This is a genomic window from Arthrobacter sp. 01T419, assembly GCF_056398865.1.
The window spans coordinates 22017-37969 of the sequence record NZ_JBFTQF010000010.1; the positions used below are offsets into that span (position 1 = coordinate 22017).

The window sequence follows — 15953 nt, forward strand, 5'->3', positions numbered from 1 at the left end:
TCACCGAACGTCCGTGACGCCCAGCTGCGCCGCAATATGAGCGGCAAACGCGGGGTCGTCGTGGATGCGTGCGACGACATCGTCAGCGATCTTGTTCACGTCTAACGGTCCGGCGTACTCAGGGCTCTGCGCGGGGGAGCGGAAACCGTCCGTCGCGGTGTAGGCGCTCTTGCCATCGTCGCCGTAAGCGGCCAGGACGTGGTCGAACACGAGCTGCACCTTCGATGTGAAGATGTTAGGTGTGTAGGGCGTCTCGGGCAGTCCTTGGTCCAGGACCCGGCGAATTGTGCTGTCAACGTCGTTGATCACGTCGACCTTGCGACGCCAGTCTTGAACGAGCTTGTCGTGGAGATGTTCCAGGAGCTTCTTGGCGCTGGCCTTCACGGTGTCACGCTCGTCGTGGGTCAGCACGGGATCGGGCTGGGTCAGCAGATCGAAGATTGCGAGCCCCTCCTCGGTCATGCCTTCTCGTGCCGACCGTTCTTCCTCCTCGGTGAGGGTCTGAGACAGTTCGATCAGCCGTCGGAGGTACTCGTCGATGTTCACGCTTCCGGCGTTGTACTCCGAGATCAGCTGTTCGATCCGCTCGACAAGTTCGTACCGGGTCGGGTTTCGGGTCGCTGCTCCGATGGCCCGTTCGCGGAGAAGTTGGGCCAGCCTGTCCGTCTCGGCTCGCTTGCGACCCGCGAACTTGGCTGCCAATCCCTCAAAGTCAATCAAGGACAGGTCGATCAACGGATCGGGCTTGGTCCCCTCCGCAACCGCCCGGATGACGTACTCCTCCGCACCGACCGATCGGTCGAGCAAGGCGTCGACCGCATCGGCGACGACTCCGAGGTCGGCCCCAGGCGGTCGCGTGACATCTGCGATGCATTCGGCGAGGACCCGGATCGCGGCGACGTTGCGCTGTTGGGCGGCTGCCTTGGGATCCGGGAGGAGGGCCTTGAAGAGCTTGCGTACCTGGCGGGCCGTCTGCTGGAAGTCAGTCCGGGTGTCTTCGTCCACCAGCAGCGCCTCGACTGCGGCGTCGCGCTGGGCGATGTGATCGAACCCTTCCGCGTCACGCATCGCGGCGAGATCGACCCCGACGCCGGAGCAGAACTGGAACAACTCGGCCACCGCGGCATCCAGCTCGCTCGAGAGCGCGTCGATGATCTCGATGGGCGACTGGCCGGCCTCTGCGGCTCCATAGATAGAGAGGGCCTTCTCGAGATTCCGGAAGACTCCGACGTAGTCGACGATCAGGCCGTTGTCCTTCTCTGGGAAGACGCGGTTGGCGCGGGCGATGGTCTGCATCAGCGTGTGGTTCTTCATGGGCCGGTCGAGATAGACGGTCGAAACGCTGGGCGCGTCGAAACCGGTCATCCACATCGCGCAGACGAATACCAAGCGCAGCGGGTCCGCCGAGTCCTTGAACTTCTCGGCAAGATCCTCACGATTCATTCGCACGCGGTGTGGCCGGATGTCGAGTCCGAGGTCGTCGAGCATCTTGAGTTCGTTCTGACTCTGCGACACCACCACCGCCATGTCGGTGGTTTCCATCAGTTCGATCCGCGATGCGAGCCAGGGTCGCTCCAACTCAGGGAGCGCACCATGCTTTGTCCGTAACTCGTCCAGATGTTCAGCCCAAGCTTCCTTGACGAAGTTGTACATCCGCACTGCCGCGGCTTTGTCGAGCCCGACATACATCGCCTTACCGGTGAAGCCGCGGCCCACGAAGTGAGTCACGAGATCCTTGGCGATGGCCTTCAGACGCTCGGGACGCGTCAGGAGCGTGTACTGCGTACCAAAGGCGCGAGCCAACTGGCCCTCTGCGTCCTCGTCAAGCTCGGCTTCTTCAAGGAGCGCGTCAAGTTCGTCCGAGAAGTTCTCGTTGACAAGTTGGAGCTCCGGGATGCGGTTCTCGTAGTAGAGCGGGACAGTCGCACCGTCCTCCATGGCATCGCGGAAATTGTAGATGCTGACGTAGTCACCGAACTGCTCGCGAGTCGCCTGCTCCTCCCCGGCGATCAGCGGGGTGCCGGTGAAGCCCATCATCGAGGCGTTAGGCAACGCCGTGCGCATGTTGAGGGCCAGCGTGTCGTACTGGCTTCGGTGCGCCTCATCGGTAATGACGATGACATCGGAACGGCTTGATAGGACCGGCATCTGCCGCTCCCCCAGGCCCTTGGACGGCTGGAACTTGTGAATCAGGGTGAACACGTACCGGTGATCTGCAGCCAGAAGTTCGCGCAGGTGCGCGACGGACTCCGCATGCACCCGCGCCTCGGGCGAGATCGCCCCGGCGTCGGCAAACTCTCCATGCAGCTGGGTGTCGAGTTCGGTGCGGTCCGTGACCATTACGAACGTCCACCTGCCAGGCATCTGGCGCAGCACTTTTTGCGTGAACCACAACATCGACAGCGACTTGCCTGAGCCCTGGGTGTGCCAGAAGACACCGAGGCGTTTGTCCTGCTCCGTGCGCGCCTGGTGAAGGTTCTCAATGGCTGCATTAACCCCGAGGTACTGGTGCGAACGCGCCAAGACCTTAATCAGTCCACCGGGGCGCTCCATGTAAGCGACGAAGTTCTCGACCAGGTCGAGCAGCACTGCTGGGTCACATGTGCCCCGCAGGGCTGTCTCCAAGGCGATCGCGCCACGGGCCCCGAGGGCGTCTATGACCATCCAATCGCTGAAAAACTCCCACGGTGAGTACGTCGAGCCGACCTTGGCGACGCTGCCGTTGGACAACAGCACGAAACAGTTCGGAATGAAGAGTTGCTGGATGGTGTCGCGATAGTCGGTCAGATTTTCGTCGTACGCGGACTTAACCGGCTCGTTGGGCTCCTTGAACTCCATCAGCACCAACGGGACACCGTTAACGAACAACGCAAGATCAAGGCGGCGGCTGTGGAGGTTGCCCTTGACCCAGAGCTGCCGCGCAGCCAAGAGGTCGTTGTTCAAGGGGTTCCGCAGATCGAGGTAGCGGAGCGTCTCGATCTGCTTGTCACCGCTGTCGTCGGTCCACTCGGCTTGGTAGCCGTCACGCAGCAGGTTGTGGACCTCGCGGTTGGCACGCACCCGGTCCATGGCGGAGCGGTCTTTGGTGAGCACCTCGATGGCCTCGTTGATCGAAGTGTCGGGCACGTTTTCGGAGTTGAGCTTCCGCATCGCGAACCGCAGCCTGTACGTGAGCACGACATCGTGCTGGGAATCACGGCCAAGGGTTCCCTGGGCTCCGAGCACCTCATGGAAGGCATCCACAGGTGTCCAGCCAAGGCGCTCCAGCAACTCGATGCTCGGCTTCTCGACGTAGAAGTACTCCGGACCCGTGGGAGCCATCACGCGACCAGTTCCGGCAACGCATCCAAATCGAGGGTTGACACGTCGATCTGCCCTGTGACCAGCTTCGGGAGCAGCAAGTCCCGGATTTGCGATAGCCGGGCCCGTTCGCGCTCCAAGCTGACAGCAAACTCAAGCAGCGGCGCAGTCGCCGCGGAGAACCTGAGTTGAAGGCCAAGCGGTGGAACAACTACCGAGAACTCGCGCAATAGTCCAAGGTTCACGTGGGGCACCCCCGTTCTGATCGCCTGTGCGACAAACCGCTGAGTTGTTTCCGGGGAACACAACTGCATGTATATGAACGTCGGATCAGCCCGCTCCTCGTCGACCGTGACCTTCATTTGACTCTGTGATAGCACGTACAAGTCGAATTTCGAGTCCGACGGAATCCTCCCGACCTGTCCGAGCGTACCTCGTTGGGTAATTACTATGTCGCCCCGCTTGGCCCAAGCCGATCGAAGTTCAGCCGCCTTCTCCTCAGAGACAAACACAAAGTCGGACTCGTCGAAGCCGCCGTGAACTCGGAGATTATTTCCGCGAAGCACCGGCACCCCGCATGGCTGGTAATCCTTGCGACCGAGCTTGGACCCAAAGGGACCGCCAGCGATCGCGTTTCGCTGGCCCAGCGCAACGGAAGCGACGGTGCCGAGCTCCCAGTTCAGAGGGAGCGGGCCAAGGGCGGAGTCGACGAGAGGGATGCCTTCGTGGCCGGGGTAGCGGAACTTCACGAACCACTCGCGGTAGATGGCCCGCGCCATCTCGTCCAGCACCTCGACCCGCCGTCGGTTGTTCTCGATCAGGTCGTCGAAGGCTTGGACCACGTCAGCGATCTCTCCCTGCGTCCGCACCGCCGGCACCCGGACGGGCACTGTATGTACGTGGTTGCGGTTCAAACCAGGAACGGCTGCCGCGCCGTCGTACTGCGCCAGATTCATCGATCGCAGCAGGGCAGCAACGAATCGAGGTTCATTCCCCTTGAAGTCACGGACGTACAGAGCAGTATTCAGCGGCCAGAAGTCCTCCGCTATGTAGAAGACCTGACCGAGCGTGCCATATCGGCCGGTCACGACGCCGGGGGCAGTCACCTTCGCCTCGTCATGCCATCCTGTCGTCCCGGACGAAGAGACAACGGGAATCCGACCATCCCTACGCGAGCCGTTGGGCAGGTCATAGCCACGCTTAAGCTCGCACACATCCCCCAGCGGGACAACGCGCCATTCGCTCATGCCTCGAGGATCCCTTTAACGGCCACATCGACCTTTGCGCGCAGGGCCTCAGCCTTGTCGCTCAGCATCGTGAAGTCCTCGTACAACGCTTCGAGATGGCCCATGAAGTCGACGTCGCTCTCGTCGACCGCTGTGGTACCGGTGTACCGACCGGGGTTGAGACTCCAGCCTTTCCCCTCGATCTCGGCACGAGTTGCGACCTTGCAGAGACCACCGACGTCGACGTACTTCCCCTCGGGAAAGTGCTCGTTGAGCAGGGATTCGCTGCGGTCATTGGACTCGACTTCCTCGCCGCGGTAGAGCCGCACAATGTTGGCCAGGAACTCTATCTGCTCGGGCTTGAAGTCGCGGTGGGCACGGTCGATCTGGTTGTAGATGTGCCGGGCGTCGAGGAAAAGCACGGTGTCTTCGCGCGGCGTACCGACTTTGGCCTTGTCGAGGAACCAAAGCGTCACGGGCAGTGTGACGGTGTAGAAGAAGTTGGAGCTGATGGCGATCATAACGTCGACGGCACCGGACTCGATCAGCTGCGTTCGAACCTCTTTCTCCGAGTGGCCCGCGTCGCCGGCCGAGTTCGCCATGACGAAGCCGGCACGGCCCTTCGGGGTGAGCGCCGCGTAGAACTGCTGGATCCACAGGAAGTTGCCATTGTCGGCCTTCGGTAGGCCGAACGGGAATCGCTTGTCGCCGGCGAGCTGTTCTTTCTTGATCTTGTCGACGTTGAACGGCGGGTTGGCCATCACGTAGTCGAAGGCGCCGACCGCGCCATGGGGGTCCTCGTAGTAGCTGTTGGCCTGGCGGATGTCGCCCGAGAGCCCGTGGAGGGCAAGGTTCATCTTGGCCAGCGGAACTGTGTCCTCGGTCTTTTCCGCTCCGAAGACCGAGAGTTTGCGGGCGGCCTTCTCGTTGTGCCGCTCAACGAACTTCGCGCACTGGACGAACATGCCGCCCGACCCGCAGGCCGGGTCGAAGACCCGACCTTGGAACGGTTCCAGGATCTCGACTAGGAGGCGGACGATGGAGTAGGGCGTGAAGTACTCTCCGCCGCCCTTGCCTTCTTGCGATGCGAAGTTGGAGAGGAAATCCTCGTAGATGAAGCCGAAAGCGTCGCCCTCGAGCTGGGTGGGCAGCGGTGCAAAGAGCCGCAGCAGTTCAATCAGAGTCGACCGTTCCAGCTTCTGGTATCCGCGGGGCAGGATGTCCTTGAGTTCGGGGTTGTCCTTCTCGATGGCTTTGATCGCCTCGTCGGTGGCCTTGCCGACGTCATCGCCTTCAGGCAGGTCAACAAGACTCGACAGCCGTGCCTTGTTGGGGACATAGAGCACGGACTTCGCCTTGTAGTCCGCGATCGTTGCAGGGTTCCGAGCGCTGGCCTTCGCCTCGACCTCGCCACGGACAGCCTCAAATCGATTCTCGGCGTAGGCGAGGAACACCAACCCGAGCACCGGGTCGCGGTACTGGCCCGGGGTGAGTTTCGAGTTGGCTCGCAGTTCATCGGCGGCAGCCCAGAGCGTGGCCCGCACTCGGGCGAGATCGGAAGTTTTCACAGCTAGAGAGTATCGGCAAAGGACGACACCGAGGGCACGTTCACGGTGGGTCGCGCGTAACCTGATTACCGTTCGACTTCCTTCCGCCCTGTGCGACGGAAGGAGGTCGTCGCACGACTGTGCGCAGGCTTCGCGCGCGCGATGGGCGCGCGCCAGGCATAGGCGGCGAGTGTGACGCCATGAAACCCGCAGGTTCCTTGTAGTAGCCGTGGTCTCCAAAGGGAGCCATCCACAGTGTCCATTGAACCGGTTGTCGCCGTGGCCGATGCTACCCCCGGACCCGCGGAACTTCGGGGGCAGTGGCCGGAGTGGCCAGTCGACCCAAAGGGCAACGGGCGGGAATACGCGTCGAGGGAAATTCACGCGCAACAGGCCCCGAAGCAGAAGGGGCTAGCTGCCGTGTCGCTGGAGTAGTCCCCTTTCCGGATTTTCAGCCTATTTTCCGGCGAGTTCCGGCGGGCGGTGGCGGAGGGTTTTGGTGATGGAGAGTTTGCTGGAGTACTGGATGGATCCGTAACGGAAGAGGTGGACCGCCAGGCGCAGGACCAGGATGCCGAGGATGAGGAGTTCAGCGATGACGATGATTGCTTCGGGGGTGCTGAGCGTTCCGAAGCCTTGCGGAGCATGGCGGTCACCGGGGCCGAGAGCGGGAAGTAGGTGAATGCCTGGACGGCGGGGGAGTGCGGGTCGCTGAGGATCATGCTGATCGCGTAGAACGGGACGAAGATCAGGGCCATGAGCGGGCCGAAGATGACCCCGGCCTCCTTGGCGGTGGGCATGACCGCGCCGATGGCGACGAGGACAGCCGTGAACAGGGTGAATCCGCCCAGCAGGAGCAGGGCCCCGGTGATCAGCGGCCCGGGTTCGAAGACCAGGGAGCTTAGGTCGACGTCGGGAAGCGCCAGCCGGTCCCGGAAGAAGGCGTAGCCGATATGATCGGGGTGAGGAACACCCCGATCTGGACGAGCCCAACGAGGAACAGCGAGATGATTTTCCCGACGATAAGGGTCGTCGGGTTCAGCGTGGTAAGGATCATCTCGGTGACCCGGTTTCCTTCTCCTCCAGTGTGCTGTTGAGCATCTGGCTGGAGAGCAGGATGAGGCTGACGTAGAAGACAAGCAGGAACGTCAGCGGCGGGATGGCCGTGCCGAGTCCGCCGGAGACCTGCCCGTTGCGGAACGTTTCGGTGTTGAGGTGACGTTCCGGCCGACGGCGGCGCTCAGCTCAGGGGACGCGATCCTGGTCGCGGTAGTAATTGATTCTTGCGGTGCATTCGGGGCCTGGAATCGTGTGCCGTCCGGGTCTCCCGGGTGGGTCAACTACGTTCCGGGGCGTGCGGTGACGATGCGGTTCCGCCCGAGGTTTTTCGCTTCGTAGAGCGCGCTGTCAGCGGCGGCGATCATCGCGGTGAGGTCGGCGGTGTTTGTGCTGGTGGCGATGCCGTAGCTCACGGTGGGGAACTGGAGTCCCTCGGGGGATCGTGTGGAGGCCAGATGGAGGTTGATGGTTTCGGCGGTCATTTCGGCGCTTTCTTCGCTGGCTCCCGGGAGCAGGAAGATGAATTCTTCACCGCCGTAACGGCCGGCGAGGTCCATGTGGCGGATCGAGGCGCGGCAGGCTGCGGCGAAGGCCTGGATCGCGGCGTCCCCGGCGGCGTGGCCGTGGGCGTCGTTGACGGCTTTGAAGTTGTCCAGATCGGCGAGGATCACAGCGGCGACCGAACCGGCTGCGTGCAGCCGCCGGACTTCCAGCTCGGCCTGCTCCTCGAAGGTTGTACGGTTGAGCAGGCCGGTCAGTCCGTCACGGCTGGCACGGTCGTTGAGACCGTTGATGAGCTGTTCGTTGCTGAGCGCGGTCATGCTGAAGGACGCCACCACCAGAAGCACGATGGTAAGCATGCTCGTGAACGCCGAGCTGAAATAGGTGGTGAATACGGGCCCGTCGGGCCCCTCCAGAATGTAGACACAGGCGCGGGCAAGGTAATAGACGGCCAGGAATCCCGCGGACAGCGCCAGCGGGTGGCGGGACTGGGAATCCGCTGGCTTTAGGAGCGCCAGTTCCCGGGCCGCGAGACCCATGCCGGCGGCCATCATGGCCAGGTACACCAGCCCGCCGGCCCAGGCATCTGAGGCCGGGTTCTCGATTGCGGAAGCGATGGCGGTGACCGCGGGGCCGGCCAGCAGCAGCCACCGGGATGTCGTGAGCAGGCGCAGGGAACGCGAACCGGCCCAGACACTGAAAGCACCGGCGACAAGCAGGGCATTCCCGAGCGGGTCGGCCCAGACCTGTTGGGATGTCCCAGTCAGTAGATAGGCGAGGTTCCCGGCCATCAACAACCCCAGGGTAAGGCACCACCAACCGCTGTACGAGGAACCAGTCCGGCGGTACGACCCGAAAAACAGCACGCTCAAGGTCAGCGCGACGACCCCGAGTGTGATCTTCAGACTTGAGACATCGAGCACCATGACGTTCCTCCCAGATCGCATCAGAGTAAGCCATCCGCCGTGGACGGTGCCCTAGGAAACGCATATATTTCCTCCACTCCCGACGAAGGAACCGCACCCGGCCACAATCCCCTTGGCGCCAGAGAATCCAGGAACGGGCACAAAGGTCACAGTCGTTGGTTTCTTTCGTATACGTACCGGAATCGCTACGCCCGAGCCGTTGCTGCCAGGGAACCCGAAGGTTCGCCGGCCCGGAGATCGAGGGGAAGGTAATCGATGACCGTCGTGTCCCCGAAATCCATCCTGAAGCCTTGATGTGTACCAGCGGCTAAACGGCCTCACCCCCAGGCATGCAGTCACCCTGCAAAAATTCTTGGGATTTTCGCGTCACGATTCGGCGGGAACCCGCACTGTAACCGTAAGGAGGAGTCTTGCCACTGGCAGCACACTCGTCCTACGACAGGCTGCCTCCCCATGGGGTATCGGTTTTGTCAGCCGGTAGGGTCGGGGCCATGGTCTCCCAACGCGCAATTTTCGTCGATGCAGGTTTCCTTCTGGCTGTAGGCGGCACACAGGTTGCGGGGACCTCCCTCCGGTCAGCTTTCCGCGTCGACTTCGAGAAGCTTATCCAGGGCATTATGAAGTGCACGGAGGAGCATTCCGGGCTTGATGTGTTGCGTACGTATTGGTATGACGCGTCCAAGGACGCGTTGTTCACCGATCAGCACAAGCAGATCGGCCTGCTGCCTGGCGTGAAGGTCCGGCTCGGAAGAATCTCGTTCAACGGCGAACAGAAGGGCGTTGACCTGAAACTGGGTCTGGACCTGGTCGGGGTGGCCCGCAACCGTGCAGCATCGGTTGCCTATCTGGTATCCGGCGATGACGACCTGGCCGAAGCCGTTGAAAAAGCCCAGGACCTGGGCATGAAGGTTGTTCTGGTAGGTGTCGCGGACTCGGCGCACCGTCTCGGGGTGATGTCAGTTGCGGAGCACCTGGGCCTGCGGGTGGACAAGCATGATCACGCTTCCGGCCGAACTGATCGACGAGGGCTTCACGAAGATCGTGCAAGAAGCCCCGAGGCCGTTTCCCTCGCCCCCTGCCCACGCAGGACATCCGCTGCCGAGCCCCGTTCCGAAGCCGGCTGCATCGGTGGCAAAGCCGGGCCCCGCAACGCGTCCGCTTCACCATGCTCCCCACCACGCACATCCAGCAGAGGCGCACCTGGTCTACAGCTCCGGGGGGAGCCGGCGCTGCCTTCGTCCCCGAAGACAGCCCCATGGACGTCGCCCAGGAAATCGGCGAAAGCGTCGCAGCCAACTGGTACGGATCCGTGTCTCAGGGTGAACTGAACGAACTGCTCGCCGACAGGCCCATCCTTCCCGTGGAGATCGACCGGGTACTGCTGAAAGACTGCGCCCAGCGGATCGGCGAATACAAGACCGACCTGCAAGGAGTCCGCAAAGCCTTGCGGCCTGGCGTTCTGGGGAAAGCTGGACGCACTAATCTGAATGAAGTGCTGATTTAACGGGGTTTCGACTTCGCTCGGGATGGTGCAGTCACGCGGCGTTCGACCAAGCTGCCTTATTGGGCAGATCTTATGCCTGCCGTGTCTCCGGCCAGGGGTTGCTGAAGTTCAGCTGGATGCGGGACCCGACCGGTTGGCGGGTCAGGGAGGGCCACATGATGCGTGCCAGTAAAGCTTGTGCCATCCATTGTTCTGGTTCGAGTTGATCACATAGAAGCTCCATGGCTGTCGCCGCTTCCTCATTCTGGAAGGTAGCGAGGGTTTTGGGGAAAGTTTCGCTGGCGTCGGGGAGCTTCGGCCAAAGGCCCAAGTTTACGGTTTCGACGAGCTTCACTCGGTCGAGCTCGTCTAGGCATTCCCGGACCAACACTGTTGACGCGGGGCTGAGCTCGGTGGGATCGCCCGCAGACAGCAGGGTTCCAAGGCCAATCGTGGCGGCAGGTTCTTCAGGCGGGACACCAGTCCACATCGCACGATACTTTTCGCTGGAGCTTGGAAGTATCGGGGCCGCCCCACCGAGGCGGCTGTCGTCCAGAACGATGCAGGCGACGGCGCGGTTTTTGGGAGCGCCGGCCAGAGCCGCTTTGATCGCGCCCCGAATGTGAATGCGAAGGTTCTGCTCCTCCGCCGCCGCGGCAAGCCCCACCGCCAGACCGCGTGTGTCCCGAGGAATCCATCCTTGGAAGGTCTTAAGGCTGACATCGACAAACCGCTTCTGCCATTTCGGCTTGCTAGCCGCCAACCCGTCGTCAAGAATGTCGGCGGCAAGTTCAGGTGCAACCGGGCACAGCCAGCTCGGAAGCGCGCTGTTTTCGTCAACCGCTGAGACGATGCTGGTGAGCAGGTCCCTTTGGTGGTCACTCCCATCCGTGAATAGCTTGCCGGCAACGAAGACCCACGTATTGCGCCAGTGTGGGCTTGGTGCCGTGACCATCAACCGATGTTTGACATCGTCGTCCGATCCCGAGCTGATCGCGCGGGCGGCCATCATTTCCTGGAGGCTGCGCACCTCGAAACTCACAGTGTTTTCTTCGCTAGGGACTAGCAGCACCAACCTGTGAGTTGCCGCGTCGACGATGCGCTGTGCAATCTTCTTAGCCTCGGTGTTGGGGTCGTGTCCGACTTCAATCATCCGCTCCGTCGCCAGGGTACGGAGCACGGAGAGCGGCATCCTGGACCTTGCCTGGCCCAGTGTCTCTGCATGCATTTGCAGTAGGATGCCGACGCGTTCATGTAGCTCTGTGATGTCACCACGGTGATGGGCAAGGAGGGACCTGAGAGAGGTGGGTTTGGCTGCTTCGCGATCGTAGATCGTTTCGTAGTAGCGCCAGAAAAGATGATAACGATCGGCAGGAAGGGCACCGAGGCGTTCAAGGATGAAAGTAAGGATCAGAACCTGGAGAGGTGTCTTGAGAAGACGCTCGGCATTCGGGTCGCGGGCAGCCTTCTTGAACTGCGAAAGTGCGGTGTCCAAGCGTTCATGGTCGGACGCGAGGCGACGGTTGATGACAACACTTCCGTACTCAACTGCTTTTGACGGCTCCAAATAACCCAAATCAAGCTGCACGAAATCGCGGGGAGAGACGCGCTCGGTGTACCCGGTAGGCCGGGTTGTTACAACGATCAGCACGTCAGCGTCGAGGGAGTCAGCGTATTCAACAAAATGCTCGATTTCGTCGAGAACCTTGCGTCGCACTTCGGGCGATGTGACTTCGTCCAGACCGTCCAGCACGAGTGCCCAAGGCCAGACCCGGAGCCAGCTGTTGAGCATGGCCGGTTCGATGTTGAACGATGAGCGCTTGGTGACGACTTCACTGATCCAGCGAATAAGCGGTTTGTCCCCGTTCGGTCCAATGGTGTCAGCGTATTCGGCCAGATTGATCTTCACCGGCCAGCGCTTGTTTTTGGGAGCATCGAGCTTTAAGCGTCGGTGTGCTGAGTGGGTTCCGCCGATGACTTCACGGATTGACGGTAAGACCGGGTCGAGTTCGACGAACGCGGACCGGTACGTTTGTATGAGGAATTTGCTGAGGGTGCTTTTGCCGTTTCCAGGCGCTCCGGTCAGAACTATGTGACGTGGGCGGTGGGTCTCTTGCATTGATGCCCTCAGGACATGCTCGCCCTGCTGCAGCAGAGTGCGGAGCGCGAAACCATTGGCGCCATCTTGCATCTGCGCGGGCAGATCGATAATGACGTTCTCCACCGAGTCTCGACTGTCTCCTCCGGCTTCGGAGAAGTTTACCCATCGCTCTCCGCTCAGCGAGGACCTGGCGTGGTCGACAAGGATCTCTCTCAGCTCTTCGGAACGGGGAAGTCTCGTCGAGAGGCTGTTCAGTCGGTTCAACACGTCACCGACAGTCAGCATGGCAGGAAATGCGTGCCGGATGGAGTCGTTGATTGTCAGGAGACCGTTGAGCTGGTCCCGGTGCCAGATCTTCCACCCTTTGAAGCCCTTTTTAGCGAGAGTCTCCGCTTTTCGCTCCGACATGAACGCGTCAAGCTTGTCAATGCCGCCAGAGCCGGCAACGCTCGACAGTCGAACATTGGTGACAAACACCAAGTACTCCGGGATCCTGCCCCGTCGACTTTCCGGGTGTTCCCACCGGTCCAGTTCATCCTTGATCTGTCCTCTAAGCCAGACAGCGTTTTTGTGGGGATCGGCGTCGGAGAATTCCTTTTGCTTGGCCTGTATTACAACATAGCCATTCCAGGAGTCGGACCCCATGCCGGTGGTCGCCGACCAGTTCACGGGTCCGGTGTATGTTGCTTCTCGTCCTCCGTCCGGGCCGGCTCCGAAGGCCTCGACGCCGGGTCCGAGAACCTGCAATGACAGGGCAACGGATAGCTGTTCGAAGGCGCGGTCGCTCAGACTCTCGAGCGGATAGTCGTCCGCCATGGCTCCCCCTTCGCTCGCACCGGAACAATGGTTGTCGGCGGCAACGGCACTCTCGGTTCCTTGAACGGAAACCGAACCAAGTCTAAGTGTGTCTCGGCCTGATCCTTCATTGGCACGCCACCAGGATCCCTTACGCGGACAGCTCAGTATCGCCACGACCGACCAACCATCACAGTGCGGGGAGGTACTCAAGGTCCGTGGGCTCTTCAGTTTGTCACCCTGCCCGGACGGGGGCTGTCCCTCACTGACCGACGAAGATTCCAGCTGGGAGTTTCTTGAGTCGAAGGATGCCGACAGTCCAGAGGCTGACTACCGCGAAGAGGGCGGTCCATACGATCTTCACCGGATCGAACAGGGGCCCGTCGATGAAGACCGTTGTCAGCACGATTGACGCCGCGGAGACCGCAATGGCGGCGATCAGTGGCGATCGGGCTGTTCTTTTGAGGGTGGCGAGGTTCCAGATCCCGATCACCATGCGCGCGATGGATACCGCGCCGAAGCCCAAGGTAACGGCGAAGACGTAGGCGATCCACTCTGCCGGGGTTCAACCCCTGAACCCGCCATATCCCGTAAGTGTCCGATACCCGTCGCGGCGCTCGTGACGGTGACCAGACCGGTGAGCAATCCCGCGCACAACTCGAAAAGCCCCAACCAGAATCGCCAATGCCGTGATCTCATCGTGTTGTGGCTGGTAAGGACCGGCATGTCTCTGCTGTCCGCGTTGGCCGCACATCGAGCCGCTCTACGTCATCGTGCTGGTCGGTCTGCGGCTGAATCTCCTGGCCAATGTGGCGTCCCCCTCGCGTGCGGCGGAGGCCGTCTGCGCGCCTCCGACCGGGATTCTACCTCGACCCATAAGAGCAATCGGGACGGAGCGTCATAACTTCCTATAACCGCATATCCAAATTTCTGGATATGGGGTTATCCCGTCGGATATGGAGAGCGCACTGCACCCATATTCACCGGGCGCTGGGGTGCACGGCATTTGGGGCCGGTGGCGGCCGGACCTGGCGAATGAGGATCTTGCTTCGCCGGCCGGTTGCTCCTGCAGCGAGTGGAAGGCCAGTGCCACGGGCTATTCGACCGATTCGGATCAGGCCTAGATCCTGGCCAATTGCGCTAGAATTATGTACATGACAACGCTTCCAGTGGCAGACGCTCGAGCGCACTTCTCACGGATCGTGGAGCAGGCATCGTCCACGCATGAACGATTCGAAATCACCCGGAACGGTTCCCGTGCCGCGGTCCTCCTGGGCGCCGACGATTACGACGCCTTGGTCGAAACGGTAGCGGTTTTGTCCGACGCGAAACTCGTCAAGGATATTGGCAAGGGACTGAGGGAGCTGGCCGACGGAGAAACCTTCACCATCGACGAGGTCAAGGCGGACATGCGCACGACCAAGCATGAGCCCTCGTTACGAGGTCAGATTTTCCAAGTCGGCGAAACGGGCCCTAACCCATGACCTGCCGGAGAAGGTCGCGGCTGCGGCATTTGAGTTCATAAGAGGCGCCCTGAGTGAGAACCCTCAACGTGTGGGCAAGCAGTTGCAGGAGCCGTTGTTCCCCTTGTATTCGGCCATGCGGGGGGAGTAGCGCGTCATCTCCCGGATCGTGGAGGACATCGTGCTGATCGAGATCGTCTCGATCGCGCATCGCCGCGACGCCTACCGCTAGGACGTGTTTGCGGCACCTCGACAGGATGGACGCCCGACCTGCTTTTCAGTGTTGGCAGAGGCGATCCAGCGTTTCATTAAGGGTGGATTCCATCTGGCCCATATACAGATCGCGCTTGGCCTGTGTCGAGGGGTCTTCGATGTCGGAAGGGATCACTGGTGGCACCACGGTCATGGAGGCCACGTACTTCCCGTCCTCGGAGGTTACCGCGACGGTCAAGTATGTCCAAAATCTGCCGCGCCCCTCGAACCGGGTCCCGCCCATGCATCCGCCCTGCGTGGTCCAGACGCCGAGCGCGTAGGGCGCCAGACTTGGCTTCTTCTTCATCTCGGCCAGACTCTTTGCCGAGACGAGTCTGCCTTGGAAGAGGGCGGCGTAGAACGTGTTCACGTCCGCCATGGTCGAGGTGACGCCCGCATGCGGAGAGGCGGCTGTGTCCGAGTTGTCCGTTACGTCCAGCCGCTCCCCACGGAGCGCGATGTACCCGTGCAGGAGCCGTGCCTCATGGAGGTTCAGCCGTCCGGTGGTGGTGTCCTTGAGCCCGAGCGGGTCGATAACCTCCTCGCGGAGCACCTGAGGGAACGGCTTGTGGCGGAGTGCCTCGACCAAGAGGCCCAAGGCCATATAGCCCGTGTTCGAGTAGCTGAAGCTACCCACAGAGAAGAGATCCCACGGCTGGGTACCCGCCACTCGGAGCGCAGTCTCGGGCGTAACCAGCAGTTGGCCTATGGACGCTCGGATGTCCACGTTCTCGTAGAGCACGTCCGTGAACTCGGGCACCCCGGACGTGTGGCCGAGCAGTTGCCTAACGGTGATCGGCCCGGGCGGGTGGAGCAGCGTCTTGAACCCGGGGACGATGTCGTTCACAGGGTCGTCGAGGCCGATGAGGCCGTCATCGACGAGTTTGAGGACGGTGACCGCGGTCATCGTCTTGGTAATGCTCGCGACTTCCGCCAGGTCGGTGGGCTGTGCAGGGGCCTTGGTGTCGAGGTCGCGGACGCCGTACGCTTTGGACCACTCCCCGCCGGGCCAGCGTACCTGCACCACAGCGGACACGGCGCCCTGGTCCATAAACAGCTTCGCCTGACGATCCAGCGAGTCCGTAGCGGCTGGGGCGGTCGGTGACGTTGTTCTGTCGGGGGCGGTGTAGGTGCAGGCCGAGAGAGCGAGGACAACGGCGAGGGCCGCGCTCCTCAGGGCGAAGTTCTTGGAGCTCATGGGAAGCCGCCGATCAGGTCGCGGTGACATCGGACTCGGCCGTGCTCGGCGCCAACGCCCGGCCAGACTCGAGTCGGCACCGTCTTTCCAGCACTTCGATGC

Annotated in this window: 11 protein-coding genes and 1 pseudogene; 3 read left to right on the forward strand and 9 right to left on the reverse strand. The window is 61.7% G+C overall.

The features are described from left to right. From AC1DLO_RS15175 to AC1DLO_RS15200, 6 genes are all read right to left on the reverse strand, one after another. On the reverse strand, window positions 1-3321 hold the full coding sequence (locus AC1DLO_RS15175) for a type I restriction endonuclease subunit R (protein WP_476890602.1): 3321 nt from the start codon (window positions 3319-3321) through the stop codon (window positions 1-3). Further along, window positions 3321-4547, reverse strand: coding sequence for a restriction endonuclease subunit S (locus AC1DLO_RS15180; RefSeq protein WP_476890603.1), 1227 nt, complete (start codon window positions 4545-4547; stop codon window positions 3321-3323). Before AC1DLO_RS15180 ends, AC1DLO_RS15175 begins: the two co-directional genes overlap by 1 nt. After that, on the reverse strand, window positions 4544-6094 hold the full coding sequence (locus tag AC1DLO_RS15185) for a type I restriction-modification system subunit M (RefSeq protein ID WP_476890604.1): 1551 nt from the start codon (window positions 6092-6094) through the stop codon (window positions 4544-4546). Before AC1DLO_RS15185 ends, AC1DLO_RS15180 begins: the two co-directional genes overlap by 4 nt. A gap of 359 nt (window positions 6095-6453) precedes the next feature. Continuing rightward, a complete protein-coding gene (locus tag AC1DLO_RS15190; RefSeq protein ID WP_476890669.1) occupies window positions 6454-7026 on the reverse strand; it encodes an ABC transporter permease in 573 nt (190 codons plus the stop codon). Then, on the reverse strand, window positions 6975-7130 hold the full coding sequence (locus tag AC1DLO_RS15195) for a hypothetical protein (protein ID WP_476890676.1): 156 nt from the start codon (window positions 7128-7130) through the stop codon (window positions 6975-6977). Before AC1DLO_RS15195 ends, AC1DLO_RS15190 begins: the two co-directional genes overlap by 52 nt. Window positions 7131-7413: 283 nt before the next feature. Beyond that, entirely contained in the window at window positions 7414-8559 is a 1146-nt protein-coding gene (locus tag AC1DLO_RS15200) for a GGDEF domain-containing protein (RefSeq protein WP_476890605.1), read from the reverse strand. A gap of 491 nt (window positions 8560-9050) precedes the next feature. Here AC1DLO_RS15200 and AC1DLO_RS15205 point away from each other — a divergent pair. Both AC1DLO_RS15205 and AC1DLO_RS15210 read left to right on the forward strand, forming a co-directional pair. Then, a pseudogene (locus AC1DLO_RS15205) lies at window positions 9051-9428 on the forward strand (NYN domain-containing protein); the annotation flags it as partial. A gap of 296 nt (window positions 9429-9724) precedes the next feature. Then, on the forward strand, window positions 9725-10063 hold the full coding sequence (locus AC1DLO_RS15210) for a hypothetical protein (RefSeq protein WP_476890677.1): 339 nt from the start codon (window positions 9725-9727) through the stop codon (window positions 10061-10063). 70 nt (window positions 10064-10133) lie between these two features. Here AC1DLO_RS15210 and AC1DLO_RS15215 read toward each other — a convergent pair whose 3' ends face one another. Beyond that, the gene (locus AC1DLO_RS15215; RefSeq protein ID WP_476890606.1) at window positions 10134-12959 is read right to left on the reverse strand and encodes an NACHT domain-containing protein; all 2826 of its coding nucleotides are present in this window, start codon (window positions 12957-12959) and stop codon (window positions 10134-10136) included. Window positions 12960-13200: 241 nt separating this feature from the next. Then, a complete protein-coding gene (locus AC1DLO_RS15220; RefSeq protein WP_476890607.1) occupies window positions 13201-13434 on the reverse strand; it encodes a hypothetical protein in 234 nt (77 codons plus the stop codon). Window positions 13435-14092: 658 nt separating this feature from the next. On the opposite strand from AC1DLO_RS15220, the gene AC1DLO_RS15225 reads away from it, so the two are divergent. Next, entirely contained in the window at window positions 14093-14422 is a 330-nt protein-coding gene (locus AC1DLO_RS15225) for a type II toxin-antitoxin system Phd/YefM family antitoxin (RefSeq protein WP_476890608.1), read from the forward strand. Window positions 14423-14678: 256 nt separating this feature from the next. On the opposite strand, the gene AC1DLO_RS15230 is transcribed toward AC1DLO_RS15225, so the two are convergent. Then, on the reverse strand, window positions 14679-15851 hold the full coding sequence (locus tag AC1DLO_RS15230; RefSeq protein WP_476890609.1) for a serine hydrolase domain-containing protein: 1173 nt from the start codon (window positions 15849-15851) through the stop codon (window positions 14679-14681). Window positions 15852-15953: the final 102 nt, after the last annotated feature.

Excerpts from the sequence above, each read along its gene's own strand:
- AC1DLO_RS15175 (WP_476890602.1), bottom strand. The coding sequence starts at position 3,321 with ATGGCTCCCACGGGTCCGGAGTACTTCTACGTCGAGAAGCCGAGCATC.
- AC1DLO_RS15180 (WP_476890603.1), bottom strand. The coding sequence starts at position 4,547 with ATGAGCGAATGGCGCGTTGTCCCGCTGGGGGATGTGTGCGAGCTTAAG.
- AC1DLO_RS15195 (WP_476890676.1), bottom strand. The coding sequence starts at position 7,130 with ATGATCCTTACCACGCTGAACCCGACGACCCTTATCGTCGGGAAAATC.
- AC1DLO_RS15200 (WP_476890605.1), bottom strand. The coding sequence starts at position 8,559 with ATGGTGCTCGATGTCTCAAGTCTGAAGATCACACTCGGGGTCGTCGCG.
- AC1DLO_RS15210 (WP_476890677.1), top strand. The coding sequence starts at position 9,725 with ATGCTCCCCACCACGCACATCCAGCAGAGGCGCACCTGGTCTACAGCT.
- AC1DLO_RS15215 (WP_476890606.1), bottom strand. The coding sequence starts at position 12,959 with ATGGCGGACGACTATCCGCTCGAGAGTCTGAGCGACCGCGCCTTCGAA.
- AC1DLO_RS15220 (WP_476890607.1), bottom strand. The coding sequence starts at position 13,434 with ATGGTGATCGGGATCTGGAACCTCGCCACCCTCAAAAGAACAGCCCGA.
- AC1DLO_RS15225 (WP_476890608.1), top strand. The coding sequence starts at position 14,093 with ATGACAACGCTTCCAGTGGCAGACGCTCGAGCGCACTTCTCACGGATC.
- AC1DLO_RS15230 (WP_476890609.1), bottom strand. The coding sequence starts at position 15,851 with ATGAGCTCCAAGAACTTCGCCCTGAGGAGCGCGGCCCTCGCCGTTGTC.